The 19,403-nt window shown below is 75.2% G+C and carries 18 protein-coding genes; 3 read left to right on the top strand and 15 right to left on the bottom strand.

The genetic code is table 11. From position 1 onward, the window contains the following. Positions 1-105 precede the first annotated feature (105 nt). The 8 genes from JOD57_RS22115 to JOD57_RS22080 form a co-directional block, all read right to left on the bottom strand. Entirely contained in the window at positions 106-1,056 is a 951-nt protein-coding gene (locus tag JOD57_RS22115; protein ID WP_204693987.1) for a gluconeogenesis factor YvcK family protein, read from the bottom strand. Next, positions 1,056-2,039 (bottom strand): RNase adapter RapZ, encoded by a 984-nt coding sequence (gene rapZ / locus JOD57_RS22110; RefSeq protein ID WP_307824860.1) that lies wholly within the window; start codon positions 2,037-2,039, stop codon positions 1,056-1,058. The genes JOD57_RS22115 and rapZ overlap by 1 nt, the downstream gene beginning before the upstream one ends. Next, positions 2,036-4,081 (bottom strand): excinuclease ABC subunit UvrC, encoded by a 2,046-nt coding sequence (gene uvrC / locus JOD57_RS22105; protein ID WP_204693986.1) that lies wholly within the window; start codon positions 4,079-4,081, stop codon positions 2,036-2,038. The genes rapZ and uvrC overlap by 4 nt, the downstream gene beginning before the upstream one ends. A gap of 72 nt (positions 4,082-4,153) precedes the next feature. Beyond that, positions 4,154-5,074, bottom strand: coding sequence for an alpha/beta fold hydrolase (locus tag JOD57_RS22100; RefSeq protein ID WP_204693985.1), 921 nt, complete (start codon positions 5,072-5,074; stop codon positions 4,154-4,156). 94 nt (positions 5,075-5,168) lie between these two features. Then, entirely contained in the window at positions 5,169-5,462 is a 294-nt protein-coding gene (locus JOD57_RS22095) for a hypothetical protein (protein WP_204693984.1), read from the bottom strand. Positions 5,463-5,610: 148 nt separating this feature from the next. Next, complete coding sequence (locus tag JOD57_RS22090) at positions 5,611-6,033, bottom strand: VOC family protein (RefSeq protein ID WP_204693983.1); 423 nt, start codon at positions 6,031-6,033, stop codon at positions 5,611-5,613. A 10-nt stretch (positions 6,034-6,043) separates the two neighbouring features. After that, complete coding sequence (locus JOD57_RS22085; protein ID WP_307824859.1) at positions 6,044-6,478, bottom strand: helix-turn-helix domain-containing protein; 435 nt, start codon at positions 6,476-6,478, stop codon at positions 6,044-6,046. Continuing rightward, positions 6,475-6,702, bottom strand: a complete 228-nt coding sequence (locus tag JOD57_RS22080) for a DUF6191 domain-containing protein (protein ID WP_204693982.1) — start codon at positions 6,700-6,702, stop codon at positions 6,475-6,477. Before JOD57_RS22080 ends, JOD57_RS22085 begins: the two co-directional genes overlap by 4 nt. A gap of 175 nt (positions 6,703-6,877) precedes the next feature. Between JOD57_RS22080 and JOD57_RS22075 the strand changes: the two genes are divergently transcribed. Both JOD57_RS22075 and JOD57_RS22070 read left to right on the top strand, forming a co-directional pair. After that, positions 6,878-8,884, top strand: coding sequence for an HNH endonuclease signature motif containing protein (locus JOD57_RS22075; protein ID WP_307824858.1), 2,007 nt, complete (start codon positions 6,878-6,880; stop codon positions 8,882-8,884). Further along, complete coding sequence (locus JOD57_RS22070) at positions 8,878-9,345, top strand: copper resistance protein CopC (protein WP_204693980.1); 468 nt, start codon at positions 8,878-8,880, stop codon at positions 9,343-9,345. The genes JOD57_RS22075 and JOD57_RS22070 overlap by 7 nt, the downstream gene beginning before the upstream one ends. Before the next feature lie 62 nt (positions 9,346-9,407). Here JOD57_RS22070 and uvrA read toward each other — a convergent pair whose 3' ends face one another. Together uvrA and JOD57_RS22060 are read right to left on the bottom strand one after the other, a co-directional pair. Next, entirely contained in the window at positions 9,408-12,305 is a 2,898-nt protein-coding gene (gene uvrA, locus JOD57_RS22065; protein ID WP_239568732.1) for an excinuclease ABC subunit UvrA, read from the bottom strand. Positions 12,306-12,441: 136 nt separating this feature from the next. Continuing rightward, on the bottom strand, positions 12,442-13,848 hold the full coding sequence (locus JOD57_RS22060; protein ID WP_204693979.1) for an amidase: 1,407 nt from the start codon (positions 13,846-13,848) through the stop codon (positions 12,442-12,444). A 47-nt stretch (positions 13,849-13,895) separates the two neighbouring features. Here JOD57_RS22060 and JOD57_RS22055 point away from each other — a divergent pair, with 47 nt between their 5' ends. After that, the gene (locus JOD57_RS22055) at positions 13,896-14,552 is read left to right on the top strand and encodes an MBL fold metallo-hydrolase (RefSeq protein WP_204693978.1); all 657 of its coding nucleotides are present in this window, start codon (positions 13,896-13,898) and stop codon (positions 14,550-14,552) included. Positions 14,553-14,558: 6 nt separating this feature from the next. Here the strand turns inward: JOD57_RS22055 and JOD57_RS22050 are convergent, their stop codons facing one another. From JOD57_RS22050 to JOD57_RS22030, 5 genes are all read right to left on the bottom strand, one after another. After that, positions 14,559-15,323, bottom strand: a complete 765-nt coding sequence (locus JOD57_RS22050) for a CPBP family intramembrane glutamic endopeptidase (protein WP_204693977.1) — start codon at positions 15,321-15,323, stop codon at positions 14,559-14,561. After that, the gene (locus JOD57_RS22045; RefSeq protein ID WP_204693976.1) at positions 15,320-16,261 is read right to left on the bottom strand and encodes an NAD(P)H-binding protein; all 942 of its coding nucleotides are present in this window, start codon (positions 16,259-16,261) and stop codon (positions 15,320-15,322) included. The genes JOD57_RS22050 and JOD57_RS22045 overlap by 4 nt, the downstream gene beginning before the upstream one ends. A gap of 81 nt (positions 16,262-16,342) precedes the next feature. Beyond that, positions 16,343-17,104 carry an SDR family NAD(P)-dependent oxidoreductase gene (locus tag JOD57_RS22040; RefSeq protein WP_204693975.1) on the bottom strand — a complete coding sequence of 254 codons (762 nt, stop codon included), beginning with the start codon at positions 17,102-17,104 and terminating at the stop codon, positions 16,343-16,345. Positions 17,105-17,126: 22 nt separating this feature from the next. Beyond that, positions 17,127-18,140: an acetamidase/formamidase family protein gene (locus JOD57_RS22035; RefSeq protein WP_204693974.1), complete on the bottom strand. Its 1,014-nt coding sequence runs from the start codon at positions 18,138-18,140 to the stop codon at positions 17,127-17,129. Positions 18,141-18,186: 46 nt separating this feature from the next. Then, positions 18,187-19,401, bottom strand: coding sequence for an alpha-hydroxy acid oxidase (locus tag JOD57_RS22030; RefSeq protein WP_204693973.1), 1,215 nt, complete (start codon positions 19,399-19,401; stop codon positions 18,187-18,189). Between the last annotated feature and the right edge of the window lie 2 nt (positions 19,402-19,403).

The following is a 19,403-nucleotide window of genomic DNA, read 5'->3' as shown; positions in this document are numbered from 1 at the left end:
ACGACCACCCCCTCGCCTGCTGCGGCGCCATACGCGGCGTCACCTCTCCCCCTCGAACCGTCCGGTCACCGTCGGTACCGGTGTACCGGCTGCGACCCCTACCCGTCACCGCGCTCCGACCACCGAGGTCAGTGCGGCGGACAGCCGCGTGGGGTCGTGGCGCGGTGAGCCGTCGAGCTCGGCGACCGGGGCCAGGACGAGCTCGGCGCCGCACTCGCGCACTGCAGACAGGAGACCACAACGGTCAACCACCGATTCCGCATCCGCGATCACGGTGTGCAGCGCCACACCGCCCAGGTGGGCGTGCAACACCCTCAGGTGCTCCTCCGGCGAGAAGCCGTCGGTCTCCCCCGGCTGCGGCTCCAGGTTGAGCACCACGACCACCCGGGCCGGGCTCGCGGCCAGCGCCGCGCGCAGCCTGGGCACCAGCAGGTGGGGCAGCACGGAGGTGTACCAGGAGCCGGGGCCCAGCGACACGACGTCGGCCGTGGCGATCGCGGCGAGCACGTCGGGGTGCACGGGCGGGTCGGGCGGCGCGAGCAGGATGTCGCGCACCCGGCCGGGGGTGGAGGCGATGGCCACCTGGCCGCGGATGGTGCGGGTGCGGGCCGGGTCGTCGGGGTCGATCGTCTCCACGTGGGCGACGAGGTCGAGCGGCACGTCGGCCATGGGCAGCACCCGCCCGCAGGCGCCGACCAGCTCGCGGGCGGCGTCGAGGGCACGGACGGTGTCGCCGTCGTGCAGCTCCACCAGGCCGGTGAGGACGAGGTTGCCGACCGGGTGCCCGGCCAGCACGCCGGTGCCCCCGAGCCGGTGCTGGAACAACCGCGCCATCTCCTGCCGGGCCGGGTCCTCCCCGGCCAGCGCGGCCAGCGCCATGCGCAGGTCGCCGGGGGGCAGCACGGGCATCTCGCGGCGGATGCGGCCGGAGGAGCCGCCGTCGTCGGCCACGGTGACGACGGCGGTCAGGTCCGGGGTGATCCGCCGCCAGGCGCCCAGGGCCGCGGCCAGTCCGTGGCCGCCACCGAAGGCGACCACCCGGGGAGGCGCGCCCACTACTCGCGGCCCAGGTCGCGGTGGCGGGCGACCGCGTCGAGGCCCTCGGCCCGGAGCCGGCGGGCGAACTCCTCGGCGATGGCGACGCTGCGGTGCTTGCCGCCGGTGCAGCCGACCGCGAGGGTCAGGTAGCGCTTGCCCTCGCGGCGGTAGCCGGGCACGAGCAGCCGCAGGACGTCGGTGTAGCGGTCCAGGAAGGGCCCGGCGTCCTCCTGGCCGAGGACGTAGTCCCGGACGTCGGGGTCCTGGCCGGTGTGCGGGCGCAGCTCGGGCAGCCAGTGCGGGTTGGGCAGGAAGCGGGCGTCGACGACGAGGTCGGCGTCCAGCGGCAGGCCGTACTTGAAGCCGAAGCTCAGCACGGTCGCCGTCAGCGGCGGGGTGCGGCCCTCCCGCGCGAAGGCGTTCTCCAGGGTGGCGCGCAGCTGGTGGACGTTGAGGTCGCTGGTGTCCACCCACAGGTCGGCCTCGCCGGCGATGCCGGTGAGCAGGGACCGCTCGGCCGTGATCCCGTCGATGAGCCGCCCGGAGCCCTGCAGCGGGTGCTCGCGGCGGTTGGACTCGTAGCGGCGGACCAGCACCTCGTCGCGGGCGTGCACGTACACCACCCGCGGCCGGTGCCCGGCCTCGGCGAGCACCCGGATGGCCTCCTGCAGGTCGCTGGAGAAGGCCCGGCTGCGGACGTCGACGACGGCCGCGAAGCGGCGGACGTCGCCGCGGGCGCCGAGCTCCACCATGGGTGCGAGCAGTGCCGGCGGCAGGTTGTCGACGACGTACCAGCCGAGGTCCTCCAGCACCCGCCCGGCGCTGTTCTTGCCCGCGCCGGACAGGCCGGTGACGACGACCACCTCGACCGGCGGCGTCTCGGTGCTGCTCCCGTCGAGGCCGGCCGGGACGTCGGCCTGGGGCCCGGCCTGCCCCTCCCGTGCGGCGGCGCCGGCGGTCGGGGCCGCCGTCCCGGCCCCGGTCCCCTGCTCGGTGCTCACGAGGCGACCCGGCCGACCTCGGCGGTGTCACCGGCGCCGGGGACGGGCGTCCCCCGCTCGGCCGGCCCGGCCGGCGCGGTCGTGCTCTCGACGACGTCGTCCGCGTCGACGTCGTCGGCGGGCCGGTCCGCGGCCGGCTCGGCGACGGCGGCCAGCACCGCCTCGGCGGTCCGGCGGCCGATGCCGGGCACCGCGACGAGCTCGTCGACCGAGGCCGCGCGCAGCCGCTTGAGGGACCCGAACTGCTTCATCAGCGCCTTCCGCCGCGTCTCCCCGAGACCGGGGACGTCGTCCAACAGGGAGACCAGCATGCTGACCGAACGCTTCTGCCGGTGGTAGGTGATCGCGAACCGGTGGGCCTCGTCGCGCACCCGCTGCAGCAGGTAGAGCGCCTCGGAGGTGCGCGGCAGGATGACCGGGTCGCTCTCCCCCGGCAGCCACACCTCCTCCATGCGCTTCGCCAGCCCGCAGACGGCGACGTCGACGACGCCGAGCTCGTCCAGCGAGCGGGCGGCCGCGGCGACCTGCGGGGCGCCGCCGTCCACCACGAGCAGGTTCGGCGGGTAGGCGAACCGGCGCGGCCGGCCCTCCTCCGCGGCGACGCCCTGCTCGTCCCGGCGGTCGGCCTCCTCCTTGAGGTGGCGGGCGAACCGGCGGCGGACCACCTCGGCCATCGCCGCGGTGTCGTCGGTGCCGTGCTGGACGGAGAACCGGCGGTAGTCGGACTTCTTCGCCAGGCCGTCCTCGAAGACGACCATGCTGGCCACGACGTTGGTCTGCTGCACGTGCGAGACGTCGATGCACTCGATGCGCAGCGGCGCCTCGGGCAGCTCGAGCGCCTCCTGCAGCTCGGACAGCGCCAGGCTGCGGGCGGTGAGGTCGCTGGAGCGCTTCACGCGGTGCCGGGCGAAGGCCTCCTTGGCGTTGCGCTCCACGGTCTCGAGCAGGCTGCGCTTGTCGCCGCGCTGCGGCACCCGCAGCGACACCCGCGAGCCGCGCAGCTCGGTGAGCAGCTCCTCGTAGACGTCGGCGTCCTCGGGCAGCTCGGGGACCAGCACCTCCTTGGGCACCGCCTCCCCCGCCTCGCCGACGCCGGTCTGCTCGTCCACACCGCCGTACACCTGCAGGAGGAACTGCTCGACCAGCTCGCCGGTGTCGACCTCCTCGACCTTGTCGATGATCCAGCCGCGCTGGCCGCGCACCCGCCCGCCGCGGACGTGGAACACCTGGACGGCGGCCTCCAGCTCGTCCTGGGCGAAGGCGACGACGTCGGCGTCGGTGCCGTCCCCGAGGACGACGGCCTGCTTCTCCAGGGCCCGCCTCAGCGCGCCGAGGTCGTCGCGCAGCCGGGCGGCCTTCTCGTACTCCATGGCCTCGGCGGCCTCGGCCATCTCCCGCTCCAGCCGCTTGACCATGAGGTCGGTGCGGCCGGCCATGAAGTCGCAGAAGTCGTCGACGATCCCGCGGTGCTCCTCGGCGCTGACCCGGCCCACGCAGGGGGCGGCGCACTTGCCGATGTAGCCGAGCAGGCAAGGCCGGCCGATCTGCCCGGCGCGCTTGAAGACGCCGTTGGAGCAGGTGCGGGCGGGGAAGACGCGGGTGAGCGTGTCGAGCGTCTCGCGGATGGCCCAGGCGTGCGCGTAGGGCCCGAAGTACCGGACGCCCTTCTTCTTCGGCCCGCGCATCACCTGCAGCCGCGGGTACTCCTCGTTGAGCGTCACGGCGAGGCTCGGGTAGCTCTTGTCGTCGCGGTAGCGGACGTTGAACCGCGGGTCGAACTCCTTGATCCAGTTGTACTCGAGCTGGAGGGCCTCGACCTCGGTGCCGACGACGGTCCACTCGACGCCCGCCGCCGTCGTCACCATCTGGCGGGTGCGCGGGTGCAGGCCGGCGACGTCGGCGAAGTAGCTGTTCAGCCGCTGGCGCAGGCTCTTGGCCTTGCCCACGTAGATGACGCGGCCGTTGGGATCGCGGAACCTGTAGACCCCGGGGCTCTCGGGGATGCTGCCGACCGCGGGGCGGTACGTGGACGGGTCGGGCATGGCTCACAGGTTAGGTCGGGGGGACGACACCGGTGTGGTTCGCCCCCGCCGGCGTCATCCGGGCCGCCCGCGTCATCCGGCCAGCCGCTGCTCCAGCCAGGCCAGCAGGTCGGCGGTCACCTCGTCGCGGTTGGTCTCGTTGAACACCTCGTGGCGGGCGTCGGGGTAGACCCGCTGCTCGACCGGCAGCCCCCGCCCGCGCAGCAGCTCGGCCAGCGCGGTCACCTGGGCGGCGTCCTCGCCGCCGACCGGGTCGCGCTGCCCGGACAGCAGCAGGACCGGCAGACCGCCGGGCAGCCCGGCGACGCCCTCGGGGCTCGCGGCCCGCGTCACCAGGGCGAACATCCCGGCGCCGTAGCCGTACGTCGGCGGGACGTCGTCGCCGCACAGCGGGTCGGCCAGGTAGGCGTCGACCTCCTGCTCGTCGCGGCTCAACCAGTCGTAGGGGGTGCGGGCCGGCTCGAAGGGCGCGTTGAAGGCACCGAGGGCGTCCATCGGCTGGTCCCCCATCCCGCCGGCGACGGCGGCCTCCAGCTGCGGCACGGCCTCGGCGAAGTGCGGCGCGACGCCGATCGGCCCGGACAGCACGAGGCCGGCCAGGACCGCGCCGTCGCGCTCGGCGGAGGCCAGTGCCACGGCGGAGCCGAGCGAGTGGCCGAGCAGGAACCGCGGCACGCCGGGGTGCTCGGCGGCCAGCCGCTCCCCCAGCTCGCGGACGTCCTCGAGGACGGCGTCGCTGGTCGCGCCCTCCCCGAAGCCCCCGGGTCCGGTCGACTCCGCGGTGCGCCCGTGCCCGCGGTGGTCGAGCGCGGCGACGGCGAGGCCGCGGGCGGTGAGCGCCGCGGCCAGCCGCTCGTAGCGGCCGGCGTGCTCGGAGAGCCCGTGCACCAGCTGGATGGTCCCGCGCACCTCACCGTCGGGACGCCAGCGGCGCTCGGCCAGCCGGACGCCGTCGGCGGCGTCGGTCCAGGTGACGGGTGCGGGGCTGGTCATCGGGCGGCCTCCTCGGACGGCGTCGTCGCGCGGTCAGCCTGCCGCGCCCGGGCCGGCTCGGCAGCCCGGGGTGCCGTCGTCGTGGCGGTGCGGGTCAGCCCGCCGGGCGGGACCGGCGCACCTCGGGCGCCCACGAGGCGGCGGCGTTCACGGCCCGGCGGGTGAGGCGCACGCCCCGGCCGCCCAGGACCAGTGCCGAGACCAGACCCACGCCGCCCGCGAGGAAGGCGACGGCACCCGGCACGGCGTCGCCGGTGACGGCGAGCACCGCGACGGTCACCAGGGCGAGCAGGACGACCGTGGAGCGCACGCTCCCACCCGGCGTCGAGCCCACGGGTGAGCCACAGGTGGACAGGTCCGGGTCGCAGTCGGGCGTGAGCGCGCTCATGGGCGTCTCCTCCATCGGGCACCCGCCACACCGCGACGGCGGCGTGACGTCCGTCACAGCGGACGATACGGCCCGTCCCCGTATCCGCTCAAGCAGGTACCCCTCCAGGGACGGCGCCGGCGCGGCCGGGAGCCGGGCTCCGAGCGCATCAGGTGGAGGGCTGCGGGGTCATCTGGGCGACGCGGATCGAGTTGCCGAACGGGTCGCGGAAGCCGAAGTCGATGCCGTAGGGCTGCACGACCGGTTCCTCGGGCACGTCCACGCCCTTCTCCCGCAGCGCGGCGTGGGTCTTGTGCGCGTCGTCCGTGGTGAAGAACAGGTGGCCGCCCCCGGCACCCCGGGTGACCAGGTCGCGCACCTGCTCGGCCAGCTCCGGGCTGACCGAGGGCGGGGCAGGCAGCTCCAGCAGCACCGCGTGGCCGGGGTCGGAGGGCAGGGCGACGGTGAGGAAGCGCATCGGCCCGAACTGCTGGTCGGTCTTGACCTCGAAGCCGAGCTTGCCCACGTAGAAGTCGAGCGCCCGGTCCTGGTCGAGGACGTAGATCTGCGTGATCGAGATGGTGTTCAGCACGCGTCGGACGCTAGGGCGCCGGGACCTCGCCGGGCTTCTCCGTTCCTGCGCTGTGCTCGCTCGGTCTCAGCCACCGCATCCCGAAGCAGCTGGGCACGGCCGCCAGCGGCCCGCGGCGGCGGTACGCGCTCGGCGGCTCCCCCACGACCTCGGCGAACACCCGGCTGAAGGTGCCGAGACTGGAGAAGCCGACCGACATGCAGACGTCGGTCACCGACCGGTCGGTGCTGCGGAGCAGCCACATCGCCCGCTCCACCCGGCGGCGCTGCAGGTACCGGTGCGGCGTCTCGCCGAAGGTCGCCCGGAAGGTGCGGATGAAGTGCGCCTCGGACACGTGCGCGATCCGGGCCAGCGTGGGGACGTCGAGCGGTTCGGCGTAGGAGCGGTCCATCTCGTCCCGTGCCCGCAGCATGCGACGGTTGGAGTCCTCGCTCGCCCGGCTCACCGGGGCAGCATCGCAGCGAACCGGGTGTGCGGCGGGGCGCCGTCGGTCTCGCCCTCCCGGAGCAGCTCGCTCACCCGGCGCTGGTCGCTGTCGACCGCACGGCCGGGTCCCAGCGCCGCGGACGACACGTCCGCGCCGACGGCCGAGACCACGCACCGCCTGCGGCCGCGCAGCGGGTCGGTGCGGTGCAGGCCGGACGCCACCCGCTCGTCCACCGCCGGCACGACGAACCCCGGGATGGTCAGTGCGCGCAGTGCTACCGGACCCGTGGGACCTCCTCCCTCTCGTAGCCGAGCACGGCACTGCACCTCCCGGCTCGGCCGTCGCGCACCCCTCCTGACCTGCGCATTCCTCGCCCGAGTGGTGCGCGTCACCGCGTTCGAACGTATGATCGAATGCGTGGACGACGTGCTGACCGCTCCGGTGGGCGCACCGCCGGTCGGGCTGGCGTCCGGTCCGCTGGGGGCGGTAAAGACCGCCTGGCGGGAGGTGTCCCGGCAGACCGCGCTCCAGGCGCGGGCGGTGGCGGCGTTCGCGGTGTCCCGGCCGGCGTCGGCCGACCGGGCTCCGGGTGAGCCGGGGGCGATGTCGGCCGAGCGGTGGGCCTCGAGGTCGGAGGTGCTGCGGGCGGTGAGCGAGTGGGCGGCTCAGGAGCTGACGGTGGCGCTGTCGATCAGCGAGCAGGCCGCCGAGGCGCTGCTGGAGCGGTCCCTGACGCTGGTGCACCGGCTGCCGGCCACCCTCGATGCACTGGAGGCCGGGTTGCTGCACCCCGGGCTCCTGGGGTGCCTGCTGGACAAGGTCGCCCCCATCGCCGATGACGGCCTGCGGGCGGAGGTGGAGCGGGTGCTGCTGACCTGGGTGGCCGCACGCGGGGTGACCACCCCGGCGCAGCTGAGCGACGAGGCGCGGCGGGAGGTGCTGCGCCGCAACGCCCGGAACGCGGCCGACGAGCTGGCCCGGGCGGTGCGCCGGCGCGGCATCGAGGTGCGCCCGGACCGGGTGGACGGCATGAGCGTGCTGACGGCGCTGCTGACCACGCCGGAGGCGCGGGCGCTGATCCAGGCGTTGGGTGCCTACGCCGACGCGCTGCCCCGCGATGGGCGCACCCGGGGGCAGAGGATGGCCGACTGCCTGCTGGACCTGGTGCTGCGCCCCGGTGAGTCCGCCCTGCCGCCGGTGCAGGTGACGCTGACCGTGCTGGCGCCGGCCGGGGCGCTGCTGGGCGGGGACGCACCGTGCGAGATCGACGGGCAGCTCGTGCCCGCGGAGATGGTGCGGGCGCTGCTCGCCGCGCTGTCCGGTGGCCAGGTCACTCTCACCGACCGGGCCGCCGGCGCGCCTTGCGCCGATGGGACCGCCACCAACGCGTCTTCCGCCAACGACCCCGCCGTCGACGAGACCGCCGCCGACCCGATCGTCGCCGACGAGGCAGCCGCCGATGAGGCGGCCTCGGCGGAGCTGCGCGCTCTCCTGGCCGAGCAGGAGGACCTCGCCCGCTGGTCGGCGCAGTTCGAGGACCGCATCCTGGCCGGCGAGTTCGACGACGAGCCGTGCGACGACCGGCCGCCGGAGGGCTGCTGTGGCCCACCGACCGACGACCGCGATGACGGCGACCAACCAGCATCCGACTCCTCCGAGCCCGCTTTGACACCGGCGGCACCGGCCGGTGACGTGTCCGAGGGCTGGTGGGTGCGCGCTGACCGGGCCGTCGACGACGCCGGCACCGCCGTGCTCGCCGCCCAGCAGGCACTCGGCCGCGCCCGTCGGGTGGTGCGCACCGCCGAGGCTGCCGCAGCCGCCGACGAAGCGGCGTTCCAGGCGAGTGCCGGCGGGCGGGTCAGCACCGCACCCGACGCCCTGAGCGCCCTGCGCGCGGCCACCGACGAGGCGCGGGACACCCTGGCCGCCCTGCTGGGCGCCACGGGCGGAGGCGGGCTGACCGACCGGCCCCGCATCGCCCTCACCTCCGCGGTCAGCGGCGCGCTGCTCTGCCTCACCGACCTGCCCGCGATGCGCCGCACCGGCACCTGCGGCGCACCTGCCTGCCGACGCCGGCCGGAGACCTGCGACCACGACCTCACCGGCCGCCCCGGCCTGGGCACCCCCGGACCGACCGACGGCTACCGGCCCGCGGCAGCGCTGGACCGGCACGTCCGCGCCCGCGACCGCCGCTGCCGCTTCCCCGGCTGCCGCCGCCCCGTGCCCCACGGCGGCGAGCTCGACCACCTGATCGCCTGGCCGCACGGCGACACCTGCGCCGCCAACCTCGTCGGCTTCTGCACCCGCCACCACCGCGGCAAGCACCAGGCACCCGGCTGGACCCACGAACTCGCCCCCGACGGCACCCTGACCGTCACCACCCCCACGGGCCTCACCGCCGGGACCAGCCCACCGCCTTGCTGAACGACGGCGCGGGCGGCTCGCGGGACGGTCAGGGGCGCTGGTCCCACCCCTCGACGGCGGAGGCCTGCGCCACCGAGCCCGCCGCCGACAGCACCGTGACGACCACCCCGCAGGCGGTCGTGCTCACCTCCACCGCGAGCATCCTCGGCGGTGAGGTCACCGTGTCCGGCCCCGACGGTGCGCCCGTCGGGGCCGGGCCCGTGGCGCACGACGGCGCCGCGCTCACCGCGCCCGTCGCCCACATGCCCCCGACGTCGGCTCCGCCGTCCGCAGCGGTCTCCGACGCTGCCGAGCCGACCCCGGCCGGGGACGCGACCACCGCCACCGACCCCGGGACGGGGACCGACGCGGCGTCCGCCGAGAGCGCGGGCGGGCTGCCGGGCTGGGTGCCGGCCGTCGCCGTCGCGGTTGCGGTGGTGGTCGCCGCCGCGCTGGCGCTGCGTCGCAGGCCGCGCCGCTGACGTCCCCCGGACACGGCTCGGCGCCGGCCCCGGGACCCCCGGGACCGGCGCCGAGGCGGTGTTCAGCTGGCGCGCTTGCGGGTGGCCCGCTTCCTCGGGCCGGCCGCGGCGGACTCGACGGCCGCCGGGTCGAGCAGCGGCACGAGGTAGCGGCCGGTGTGCGACTCCGGGACCGACGCCACGAACTCCGGCGGCCCCTCGGCCACGACCGTGCCGCCCCGGAACCCGCCCTCGGGCCCCATGTCGATCAGCCAGTCGGCGCTCTTGATCACGTCGAGGTTGTGCTCGATGACGATCACCGAGTTGCCCTTGTCGACCAAGCCCTGCAGCACCAGCAGCAGCTTGCGGATGTCCTCGAAGTGCAGGCCGGTGGTCGGCTCGTCGAGGACGTACACGCTGCGGCCGTTGGACCGCTTCTGCAGCTCGCTGGCCAGCTTCACCCGCTGCGCCTCGCCGCCGGAGAGGGTGGTGGCCGGCTGGCCGAGCCGCACGTAGCCCAGGCCGACGTCGGTCAGCGTGCGCAGGTACCGCGCGATCGACGGGATCGCCGCGAAGAAGTCGGCGGCCTCCTCGATCGGCATGTCGAGGACCTCGGCCACCGTCTTGCCCTTGTAGTGCACCTCGAGGGTCTCCCGGTTGAACCGGTTGCCCTTGCACACCTCGCAGGGGACGTAGACGTCCGGCAGGAAGTTCATCTCGATCTTGATCGTGCCGTCGCCGGAGCACGCCTCGCAGCGACCGCCCTTGACGTTGAACGAGAAGCGCCCCGGCTGGTAGCCGCGGATCTTCGCCTCCGACGTCTGGGCGAACAGCTTGCGGATCTGGTCCCAGACCCCGGTGTAGGTGGCCGGGTTGGACCGCGGGGTGCGGCCGATCGGCGACTGGTCGACGTGCACGACCTTGTCCAGGTGCTCCAGGCCGGTGACCGTGCGGTGCCGGCCCGGGACCATCCGGGCGCGGTTGAGCTGGTTGGCCAGCACCGTGTAGAGGATGTCGTTGACCAGGCTGGACTTGCCCGACCCCGACACCCCGGTGACGCCGACCAGGCAGCCCAGCGGGAACGTCACGTCGACGCCCTTGAGGTTGTGCTCGCGGGCGCCCTTGACCACCAGCTCCCGGCCCGGCTGCGGCTGCCGCCGCACCTTCGGCACGGTGATCTCTCTCCGGCCGGACAGGTACTGGCCGGTCAGCGAGCGCTCGCTCGCCAGCAGATCCTCGACGGTGCCGCTGACGATGACCTCACCGCCGTGCTCGCCGGCACCCGGGCCGATGTCCACCACCCAGTCGGCGGTCTTGATCGTGTCCTCGTCGTGCTCGACGACGATCAGCGTGTTGCCCATGTCGCGCAGCCGCACGAGGGTCTCGATCAGCCGGGTGTTGTCCCGCTGGTGCAGCCCGATCGACGGCTCGTCGAGCACGTAGAGGACGCCGACCAGCCCCGACCCGATCTGCGTGGCCAGCCGGATGCGCTGCGCCTCGCCGCCGGCCAGCGTCGCCGCCGGCCGGTCGAGCGAGAGGTAGTCCAGGCCGACGTCGACGAGGAACGACAGCCGGGCCTGGATCTCCTTGAGCACGCGGTCGGCGATCGCCCGCTCGCGCTCCCCCAGCTCCAGCGCGCCCAGCCACTCGGAGGCCTCGCCGATCGACAGGCCGGTGACCTCGGCGATCGAGCGGTTGTTGAGCTTGACCGCGAGGATCTCCGGCTTGAGCCGGGTGCCGTGGCACACGGGGCAGGGCACGTCGCGCATGTAGCCCTCGTACTTGTCCCGCATGTACTCGCTGTCGGTGTCCTCGTGCCGGCGCTCGAGGAAGGGCAGCACGCCCTCGAACGCGGCGTAGTAGCTGCGCTCGCGGCCGTAGCGGTTCTTGTAGCGGACGTGCACCTGGTCGGGCGAGCCGTGCAGGACGGCCTTCTGCACCTTGGCCGGCAGGTCCTGCCACGGCGTGTCCATGGAGAACCCGAGCATGTCCGACAGCCCGGACAGCAGCCGCTGGAAGTACTCGTTGCTCATCGAGCCGGCCCACGGGGCCACCGCGCCCTGCGCGAGGCTCTTCTCCGGGTCGGGGATGACGAGGTCCGGGTCGACCTCTTTGCGGGTGCCGATGCCGGTGCACTCGGGGCAGGCGCCGAACGGCGAGTTGAACGAGAAGCTGCGCGGCTCGAGGGCCTCGAAGGACAGCCCGTCGTCGACGCAGGCGAGGTGCTCGGAGAAGGTGCGCTCGCGCTGCGGGTCGCCGTCGGGCAGGTCGACGAAGTCGAGGACGACGAGGCCGCCGGCCAGGCCGAGGGCGGTCTCGACCGAGTCGGTCAGGCGGCGCTTGGCGCTCTCCTTGACCGTGAGCCGGTCGACGATCACCTCGATGGTGTGCTTCTCCTGCTTCTTCAGCTTCGGCGGCTCGGTGAGCGGGTGCACCGTGCCGTCGACCCGGACGCGGGAGAAGCCCTGGGTCTGCAGCGAGCTGAACAGGTCCACGTACTCGCCCTTGCGGGCCCGCACGACCGGCGCGAGCACCTGGAAGCGGGTGCCCTCCTCCATGGCCAGCACCTGGTCGACGATCTGCTGCGGCGTCTGCCGCGAGATCGGCTTGCCGCAGTTGGGGCAGTGCGGCTGGCCGGCGCGCGCGTAGAGCAGCCGCAGGTAGTCGTAGACCTCGGTGATCGTGCCGACGGTCGAGCGCGGGTTGCGGTTGGTCGACTTCTGGTCGATCGAGACGGCCGGCGACAGCCCCTCGATGAAGTCGACGTCGGGCTTGTCCATCTGGCCCAGGAACTGGCGGGCGTAGGCCGACAGCGACTCGACGTAGCGCCGCTGGCCCTCGGCGAAGATGGTGTCGAAGGCCAGGCTCGACTTCCCCGACCCGGACAGCCCGGTGAAGACGATCAGGGCGTCGCGGGGCAGGTCGAGGTGGACGTCCTTGAGGTTGTGCTCACGGGCGCCGCGGACGACGAGACGGTCCAATGTGATCCCTGTCGGTCAGCCGGGCCGGCCGGTCTCGCCGGGCCCGCGGTGGAGGTGTCGAGGTGTCGATGCGCGCAACGCCGTCACCGTCCGGGCGCAATCCGTGACGACGGCGACGTTGCCGTGTGGCGGCAGCTCAGACGGAAGCCGGGGACGGCGCCCCGGCGGGGTCGAAGACCGGCGCGTGACGACGCCAGGGCTGCCGGCGCTCCAGCTCCCCGGCCAGCCAGAGTAGTCGCGTCTCGCTGCCCGGGGGGCCGGCGATGTGGACCGCCAGGGGGTGCCCCTCGGCGCGCGTCCCGGCGGGCAGGACCAGCGCGGGCAGGCCGGCCAGGTTCCACGGCGGCGTCCACGGCGCCCACCGCGCGTTGGCCCAGACGTTGGAGGTGAACGACCGCTCGTGCCAGGGCCGGGCCGGCAGGGGCGGCCCGGTGGTCACCGGCGTGAGCAGCAGGTCGACGTCGGAGAAGAACGCGGTCATCCGCCGACGGAACCGCTCCGCCGTCCGCGGCCGCACCAGGCCGGCCCGGCGGACCAGCCGGCCGATCCGTGCGTGCGCCCGGCTGCGCGGCTGCAGTGCCGCCCGGTCGACCCCCAGGGCGTCGGCGCCGGAGTCGGCGCCGGCCAGCCACCGGGCGAGCGTGCCGCCGGCCGCTCCCGGCGGCACGACCAGCCGCCGTCGGACGACGGTGTGCCCGGCCGACCGCAGTTCGGCGGCGACCGCCTCGACCGCCGCCCGTGCCGGGCCGTCGGTGGGGACGCCGGGCACCAGCGGGGCGGTGGCCACGGCGATCCGCAGCGGGCCGGCGGGCGCGGCGGGAGGGCCGGGCCGCTCCCCCGCGAGCAGCGAGGTGGCCAGCGCGAGATCGGCCACGGTCGTGGCCAGGACCCCGTTCTCGACCATGCCGGACCAGTCGTCGGGGAGGGTGGGGACCACGCCGCGGCCCGGCTTGAGCGTCACCAGCCCGCACGCCGCGGCGGGCAGCCGCAGCGACCCCATGCCGTCGTTGCCGAGCGCGAGGGGGACGACGCCGGCGGCGACCGCGGCGGCGCTGCCCCCGGAGCTGCCCGCCGGGGACCGCGCGGTGTCCCACGGGTTGCGGCTGACGGCGCCGGGGGCGTCGGTGGCGGCGTAGAGGCCGAGCTCCGGCATGCGCGTGATCCCGAGGACGACGGCGCCGGCCGCGCGCACGCGGGATACGACGGGGTGGTCCTCGGACGCGGGCGCCGCCGGGCAGGCCGGGGAGCCCCCGGTGGGCGTCTCCCCCGTCACGGCGATGTTGTCCTTGACCGCGACCGGGACGCCGGCCAGCGGCAGCGACGACCGGTCGGGCGCGGCGTCCACCGCCGCCGCCTCGGCCAGGGCCGCCTCGGCGCGGACCACCCGGAACGCCCCGATCCGCGGCTCGACGTCGGCGAGGTGGGCCAGGTGGGCGCGCACCACCGCGACGGCGGAGAGCTCGCCGGACCGCACCCGCGCGGCGATCTCGGTGGCCGGCAGACCGACGACCCGGGCGCCGCCGGGACCTCCGCTAGCGTCCATGCGGCGACCGTATCCGCGGTGGCCGACAGATCTCGAACGGAGGCCCGATGAGCTACACCGGCGACGTCGAGGTGGGCGGTCCGGCCGACGTCCGGGAGCTGCCCGGGCTGACCGTCGGCAAGGTCGCGGTCAGCGAGATGGCCAACAACGCCTACCTGCTGCGGTGCACCGCGACCGGGCAGGCGCTGCTGGTCGACGCCGCCGCGGAGCCGGAGACGCTGCGTGCCCTGGTCGGCGACGCCGACCTGCGCACCGTCGTCACCACGCACGGGCACTGGGACCACCACCGCGCCCTGCCCGACGTCGTCTCGGCCACCGGCGCGCGGACCGTCGCGCACGCCGCCGACGCCGGCGACCTGCCGGTGCCGGTGGACCGCACGGTGGCGCACGGCGACACGGTCGCCGTCGGCGAGCAGGTGCTCGAGGTGGTGCACCTGCGCGGGCACACCCCGGGCAGCATCGCGCTGGTCTGGCGCGGCCCGGGCGACGCCGGCACGCACGTGTTCACCGGCGACAGCCTGTTCCCCGGCGGCGTCGGGAAGACCTGGTCGCCCGAGGACTTCGCCAGCCTGGTCGAGGACGTCGAGCAGCGGCTGTTCGCCGTCCTGCCCGACGACACGTGGGTCTACCCGGGCCACGGGAAGGACACCACGCTCGGGACCGAGCGCCCGCACCTCGGGGAGTGGCGCGACCGGGGGTGGTGAGAGCCGTCAGGCGGCCGCGGGGCGCGGGTCGCGCACGTCGGTGCGGTCGGCGAACAGCGGGGGCAGGAACCGCAGCATCAGCGCCGACCAGGTGACGTGGGTGAGCACCGGGGCCTGGATGCCGCCGGTGACCCGCCGCTGGACCCCGAACAGCGCCCCCATGACCAGCGAGGCGAGCAGCAGGGCCGGGTTGCGGGTGGCCGCGGTGGCCAGGGCGTAGACCGCGGTCGAGGTGAGCACCGGGCGGTCGGCGCCGATGGCGGCGTACAGCGCGCCGCGGAAGAAGACCTCCTCGGCCACGCCGTTGGCCAGCGCCGTCGTCGCCACCAGGGGGGTCGAGCCCTGGTGGGCGTAGCGCATGACCCTGGTGATCGACCGGTCGAGGACGGGGACCCGGCGGGCCACCAGGGCCGCGCCGTAGAAGACGCCGAAGGCGCCGGCCCCGGTGACCACCGGCGTCACCACGGGGCGGCGCAGCTGGTGGCCGGGCGTGAGCATCCAGCCCAGGTGCAGCGGCCCCGAGGCCAGGCCACCGGCGACCCAGGTGCCGGCCACCGCCAGCGTGAGGCCGTAGAAGGCCGGCGAGCCGGGCCTCGTCGACAGCGAGACCCCGAGCAGCCCGGCACCCCCCAGCGCCACGCCCGCGGTCACCCGCCGACGACGGCGGAAGGCCGCGTCGGTCTCGCGGTGGTCCCGCGGGACCGGCTCGACCAGCCAGTCCGGCAGCCGGTCGGCCGCTCGCGTCAGCAGACCCCGGTGCCGTCGGCTCACGAGCGGGCGCCGCGGGCGAGCAGGCCGGCGCGGCGGGCGCGGTCCGCGCGCCGGCGGTCGGCGGCCCGCTCGCCCAGCGCCACCAGCACCATCTCGTCGTAACCCATCGGCTCGAAGGGCACCACCGTGCGGATCGCGTCGTCGGTGACGACCACCTCGTTGATCATCGAGTCGACCAGCGAGCGGCCGGTGGTCACGTCGACGTCGGTGACCAGCGCCAGCCAGCGCGAGGACAGGCTCGGCGTCAGCAGCGGCACGGGGACGACGAACAGGTGCCTGCCCTGGATGTCGGCGACCCGGCTGAGCATCTCGAGGTAGGTGAGCACCTCGGGGCCACCGACCTCGAACGCCCGGCCCCTGGCGTCGGGCGCCTCGAGGACGCCCACCAGGTAGCGGACGACGTCGGCGACGGCGATCGGCTGCGTGCGGGTGTGCACCCAGCGCGGGGTGACCATCGCCGGCAGGTGCGCCACGAGCTGGCGGGTCATCTCCCAGGAGACGCCCCCGTGCCCGACGACGATGCCCGCGCGCAGCGTGGTGACCGGGACCCCCGTCGAGGCGAGCAGCCGCTCCACCTCACGGCGGCTGCGCAGGTGCGCGGAGAGGTCGTCGCCGTCGCGGCCCAGGCCGCCGAGGTAGACGATCCGCTCGACGCCGGCGTCGGCGGCGGCGCGGGCGAAGGTCCGCGCGGCACCGGCGTCCTTGCGCTGGAAGTCGGCGTCGCCGAGGGAGTGCACCAGGTAGTACGCGGCCTCGCAGCCGCGCAGCGCCTGCCGCAGCGACGCCTCGTCGGTGACGTCGCCGGCCACCGGCGTGCCGGCGCCGCCGTAGTCGTCCGGCCGGCGGGTCATGGCGCGCACGTCGTGGCCCGCCTTCACCAGGGCCGGCGCGAGCCGGCCGCCCACGAACCCGGACGCGCCGGTGAGGAGGAGTCGCATGAGCAGCGGGTACCCGGGCGGGCCGACCGGAATCCCGCCGGCCCCCTGGCTCCCGGCCCGGACGGACGGGAGCCGGGGAGGTCAGAGCTGGATGCCGCGGGTGAGCGCGCCGTCGACGACGAGGTTGGTGCCGGTCGTGAAGCTCGACACCGGGCTCGAGAGGAACACCACCGCCCTGGCCATCTCCTCCGCCGTCCCCATCCGGCCGGTCGGGTTGAGCGCCTGTGACGCGGCGAACAGCTCCGGGTCGCCGTGCTCGATGCCCTGCCAGAAGCCGCCCGCGAAGTAGGTGTTGCCCGGCGAGACGACGTTGGCCCGGACCCCGCGCCCGGCCAGCTGGAAGGCCAGCCCGGAGACGTAGCCCACGATCGCGGTCTTCATCGTCCCGTAGGGCCCCGCGGCGAAGTCGGCCTCGCGCCCGGAGACGCTGGAGATCGCGACGATCGAGCCCCGCCCGGAGGCCTCCAGGTGCGGCAGGGCGGCCGTGGCGAGCCGGACGGTGCCCATCAGGTCGACCTCGAAGGAGGCGTACCAGTTCTCCTCCCCCGGCCCCGCCGCCAGGGCACTGACGTTGGCCACGACGGCGTCGAGCCCGCCCAGCCGGCCGGCGGCGGCCTCGACCCAGCCGGTCAGCGCCGGCCCGTCCCGCACGTCGAGCCGCACGCCGGTCGCCCGGCCCCCGCGCTCGGTGATCGCCTTCTCGGTCGCCTCGATCTCGGCGGCGTCGCGGGCGCAGAACTCCACGACGGCGCCCTCGTCGACGAAGGCCTCGACGATCGCCCGGCCGATGCCGCGGGTCCCCCCGGTCACGAGCACGCGGGAGCCGGTCAGCTGCAGGTCCATGCGGGGTCCTCCCGGAGGTGGGTCAGCGCAGGGTCGCCGCGCGGCGGCGGAGGTCGTCGTGCAGCCCGCCGTAGGCGGTGGCCCGGGGCAGGAGCGACTTGCGGGCCTTCACCACGGTGCTGTAGTTCGCGTCGACGACGTTGGCGATCGGCACCTCGGTGATCTGCGAGAGGAGCTGGTAGGCGTCCATCGGGTGCAGCCCGTAGAGCTCGCCGAACCACCGCACCAGCTCGACCTGGCCGATCCGCCAGGCGTCCTCCAGCGGCCGGCTCGACCCGACCGTCATCCAGTGCGTGTCGTCCTCGATCCGCGGCCATGCCGGGAACCCGCCCACCCCGCCGCCCTTGATCAGCTCCACGACCAGGGTGGTGGTCATCGCGCCCTCGACGGCGGTGCCGCAGGCCTCGCCCTCGCCCTGCCGGTAGTGCCCGTCCCCGACGGAGAACAGCGCGCCCTCGACGTTGACGCCGAGGAAGCAGGTGGAGCCCGGCCGCATCTGCGGGGTGTCCATGTTGCCGCCGAAGCGCTCGGGCACCAGCGAGCTGCGCACCTCCCCGCCGGGTGGCGCGACCCCCACCGTGCCGAGCATCGGCTCGACCGGGAGCGCGATCTCCAGGTCGCTGTGCCGGGCCGCGAAGGTCACCGTGTTGCGCGCGCGGTCGAGCTCGTAGATCCACGTGGTGTCCGGCAGCGGGTCCTGCAGCGTGGCCACCCGGTCGGTGCTGGTGAGCCCGCCGAAGAACGGGATCGCCGCCGACGCGCCCCAGTCCCGCGCCGGCTCCATCGCGACGAAGTGCAGCGCCAGGGTGTCCCCCGGCTCGGCACCCTCGACGAAGAAGGGGCCTGTCTGCGGGTTGACGAACCGCAGGTCCACCTTCTCGCCGGAGAGGTCGGAGGGCTTGCGCAGCACACCGCAGAAGGCGTCGTCAGACCACACCCGCAACGCCGTCCCGGGCGCGATCCGCATCAGCGGGCGGACGCCGCCGAAGGTGAACGCGTACTGCTCGAACGTGGGAACGACCTCGACGACGTCCATCGCCGCACCCTAGGAACCCGCCGGTGGAAGGGGCAACCGGCGCCGGTCAGGCGCGCAGCCGCACCCGGTCCGGCGTCAGCTCGGCGACCGAGGTCACCCCGAGCAGCTGCAGGGTCCGGGCGACCTCCCGGGCCAGGATGTCCGCCGCCCGCTGCACCCCGCGCTCGCCGCCGGCCATGAGCCCGTACAGGTAGGCCCGGCCCACCAGGCAGCCGCGGGCGCCGAGGGCGACGGCGGCCACCACGTCGGCGCCGTCCAGGATGCCGCCGTCGAGGTAGACCTCGGCGCGGTCGCCGACCGCCCGCACCACCGCGGGCAGCTCCTCCAGGGGCGTGGGCGCCCGGTCCAGCTGGCGGCCGCCGTGGTTGGAGACGACGACCGCGTCGGCGCCGGCGTCCACCACCGCCCGCGCGTCCTCCGCCGTCTGCACGCCCTTGACGACCAGCGCGCCGCTCCACGTCTCCCGGAGCGCACGGACGTCGTCCAGCGTCGCCGCCGGCTCGAACACGCGGTCGGCGAGCTCGGCGACGGTGCCGCCCCACGAGCGCAGCGAGGCGAACTCGAGCGGCTCGGTGGTGAGCAGGTCGATCCACCAGCGGGGGTGGACGGCGGCGTTGGCGACGGTCCTCGGCGTGAGGGCCGGCGGGATGGTGAAGCCGTTGCGCACGTCGCGCAGCCGCGGCCCGGCCACGGGGGTGTCGACGGTGAGCACCAGCGCCTCGTACCCGGCCGCGCCGGCCCGCTCGACGAGCGCGGCACTGGCCTCGCGGTCCCGCCAGAGGTAGAGCTGGAACCAGCGGCGGACCGCGGGTGCCGCGGCCGCCAGCGCCTCGATCGTCGTGGTCCCCATGGTCGACAGGGCGTGCGGGATGCCGACCCGCTCGGCCACCCGGCCCACCGCGGTCTCGCCCTCGGCGTGCATCAGCCGGGTGAACCCGGTCGGCGCGAACGCCAGCGGCAGGGCCGAGGGGCGGCCGAGGAGCAGGGTCGAGGAGTCGACGACGGACACGTCGCGCAGCACGCTGGGACGGAACTCGACCCGCTGGAACGCCTCGCGGGAGCGGCGCAGGCTGATCTCCGCCCCGGCGGCGCCGTCGGTGTAGTCGAAGACGGCCCGCGGTGCCCGCCGGCGGGCGATCTCGCGGAGGTCGCCGATGCTGGCGGCGCGGGCCAGGCGCCGGTCGGTGGCGTCGCCGGCCGGTCGGCGCGGCCGGGCCAGTTCCCTCAGCTCGGACCAGCGGGGCAGCCGGCGCTCTCCCACGA

Source organism: Geodermatophilus bullaregiensis, assembly GCF_016907675.1.
GTDB classification, from domain to species: domain Bacteria; phylum Actinomycetota; class Actinomycetes; order Mycobacteriales; family Geodermatophilaceae; genus Geodermatophilus; species Geodermatophilus bullaregiensis.
The sequence above is the reverse complement of the archived record's forward strand: the minus strand, read 5'-3'. Positions and strand labels throughout refer to the sequence as shown.

What these genes read in the sequence shown, in the direction of transcription:
- JOD57_RS22040 (WP_204693975.1), bottom strand. Translation starts at nt 17,104, where the DNA reads ATGGACCTGCAGCTGACCGGCTCCCGCGTGCTCGTGACCGGGGGGACC.
- JOD57_RS22095 (WP_204693984.1), bottom strand. Translation starts at nt 5,462, where the DNA reads ATGAGCGCGCTCACGCCCGACTGCGACCCGGACCTGTCCACCTGTGGC.
- JOD57_RS22055 (WP_204693978.1), top strand. Translation starts at nt 13,896, where the DNA reads ATGAGCTACACCGGCGACGTCGAGGTGGGCGGTCCGGCCGACGTCCGG.
- JOD57_RS22035 (WP_204693974.1), bottom strand. Translation starts at nt 18,140, where the DNA reads ATGGACGTCGTCGAGGTCGTTCCCACGTTCGAGCAGTACGCGTTCACC.
- JOD57_RS22100 (WP_204693985.1), bottom strand. Translation starts at nt 5,074, where the DNA reads ATGACCAGCCCCGCACCCGTCACCTGGACCGACGCCGCCGACGGCGTC.
- JOD57_RS22060 (WP_204693979.1), bottom strand. Translation starts at nt 13,848, where the DNA reads ATGGACGCTAGCGGAGGTCCCGGCGGCGCCCGGGTCGTCGGTCTGCCG.
- uvrC (WP_204693986.1), bottom strand. Translation starts at nt 4,081, where the DNA reads ATGCCCGACCCGTCCACGTACCGCCCCGCGGTCGGCAGCATCCCCGAG.
- JOD57_RS22045 (WP_204693976.1), bottom strand. Translation starts at nt 16,261, where the DNA reads ATGCGACTCCTCCTCACCGGCGCGTCCGGGTTCGTGGGCGGCCGGCTC.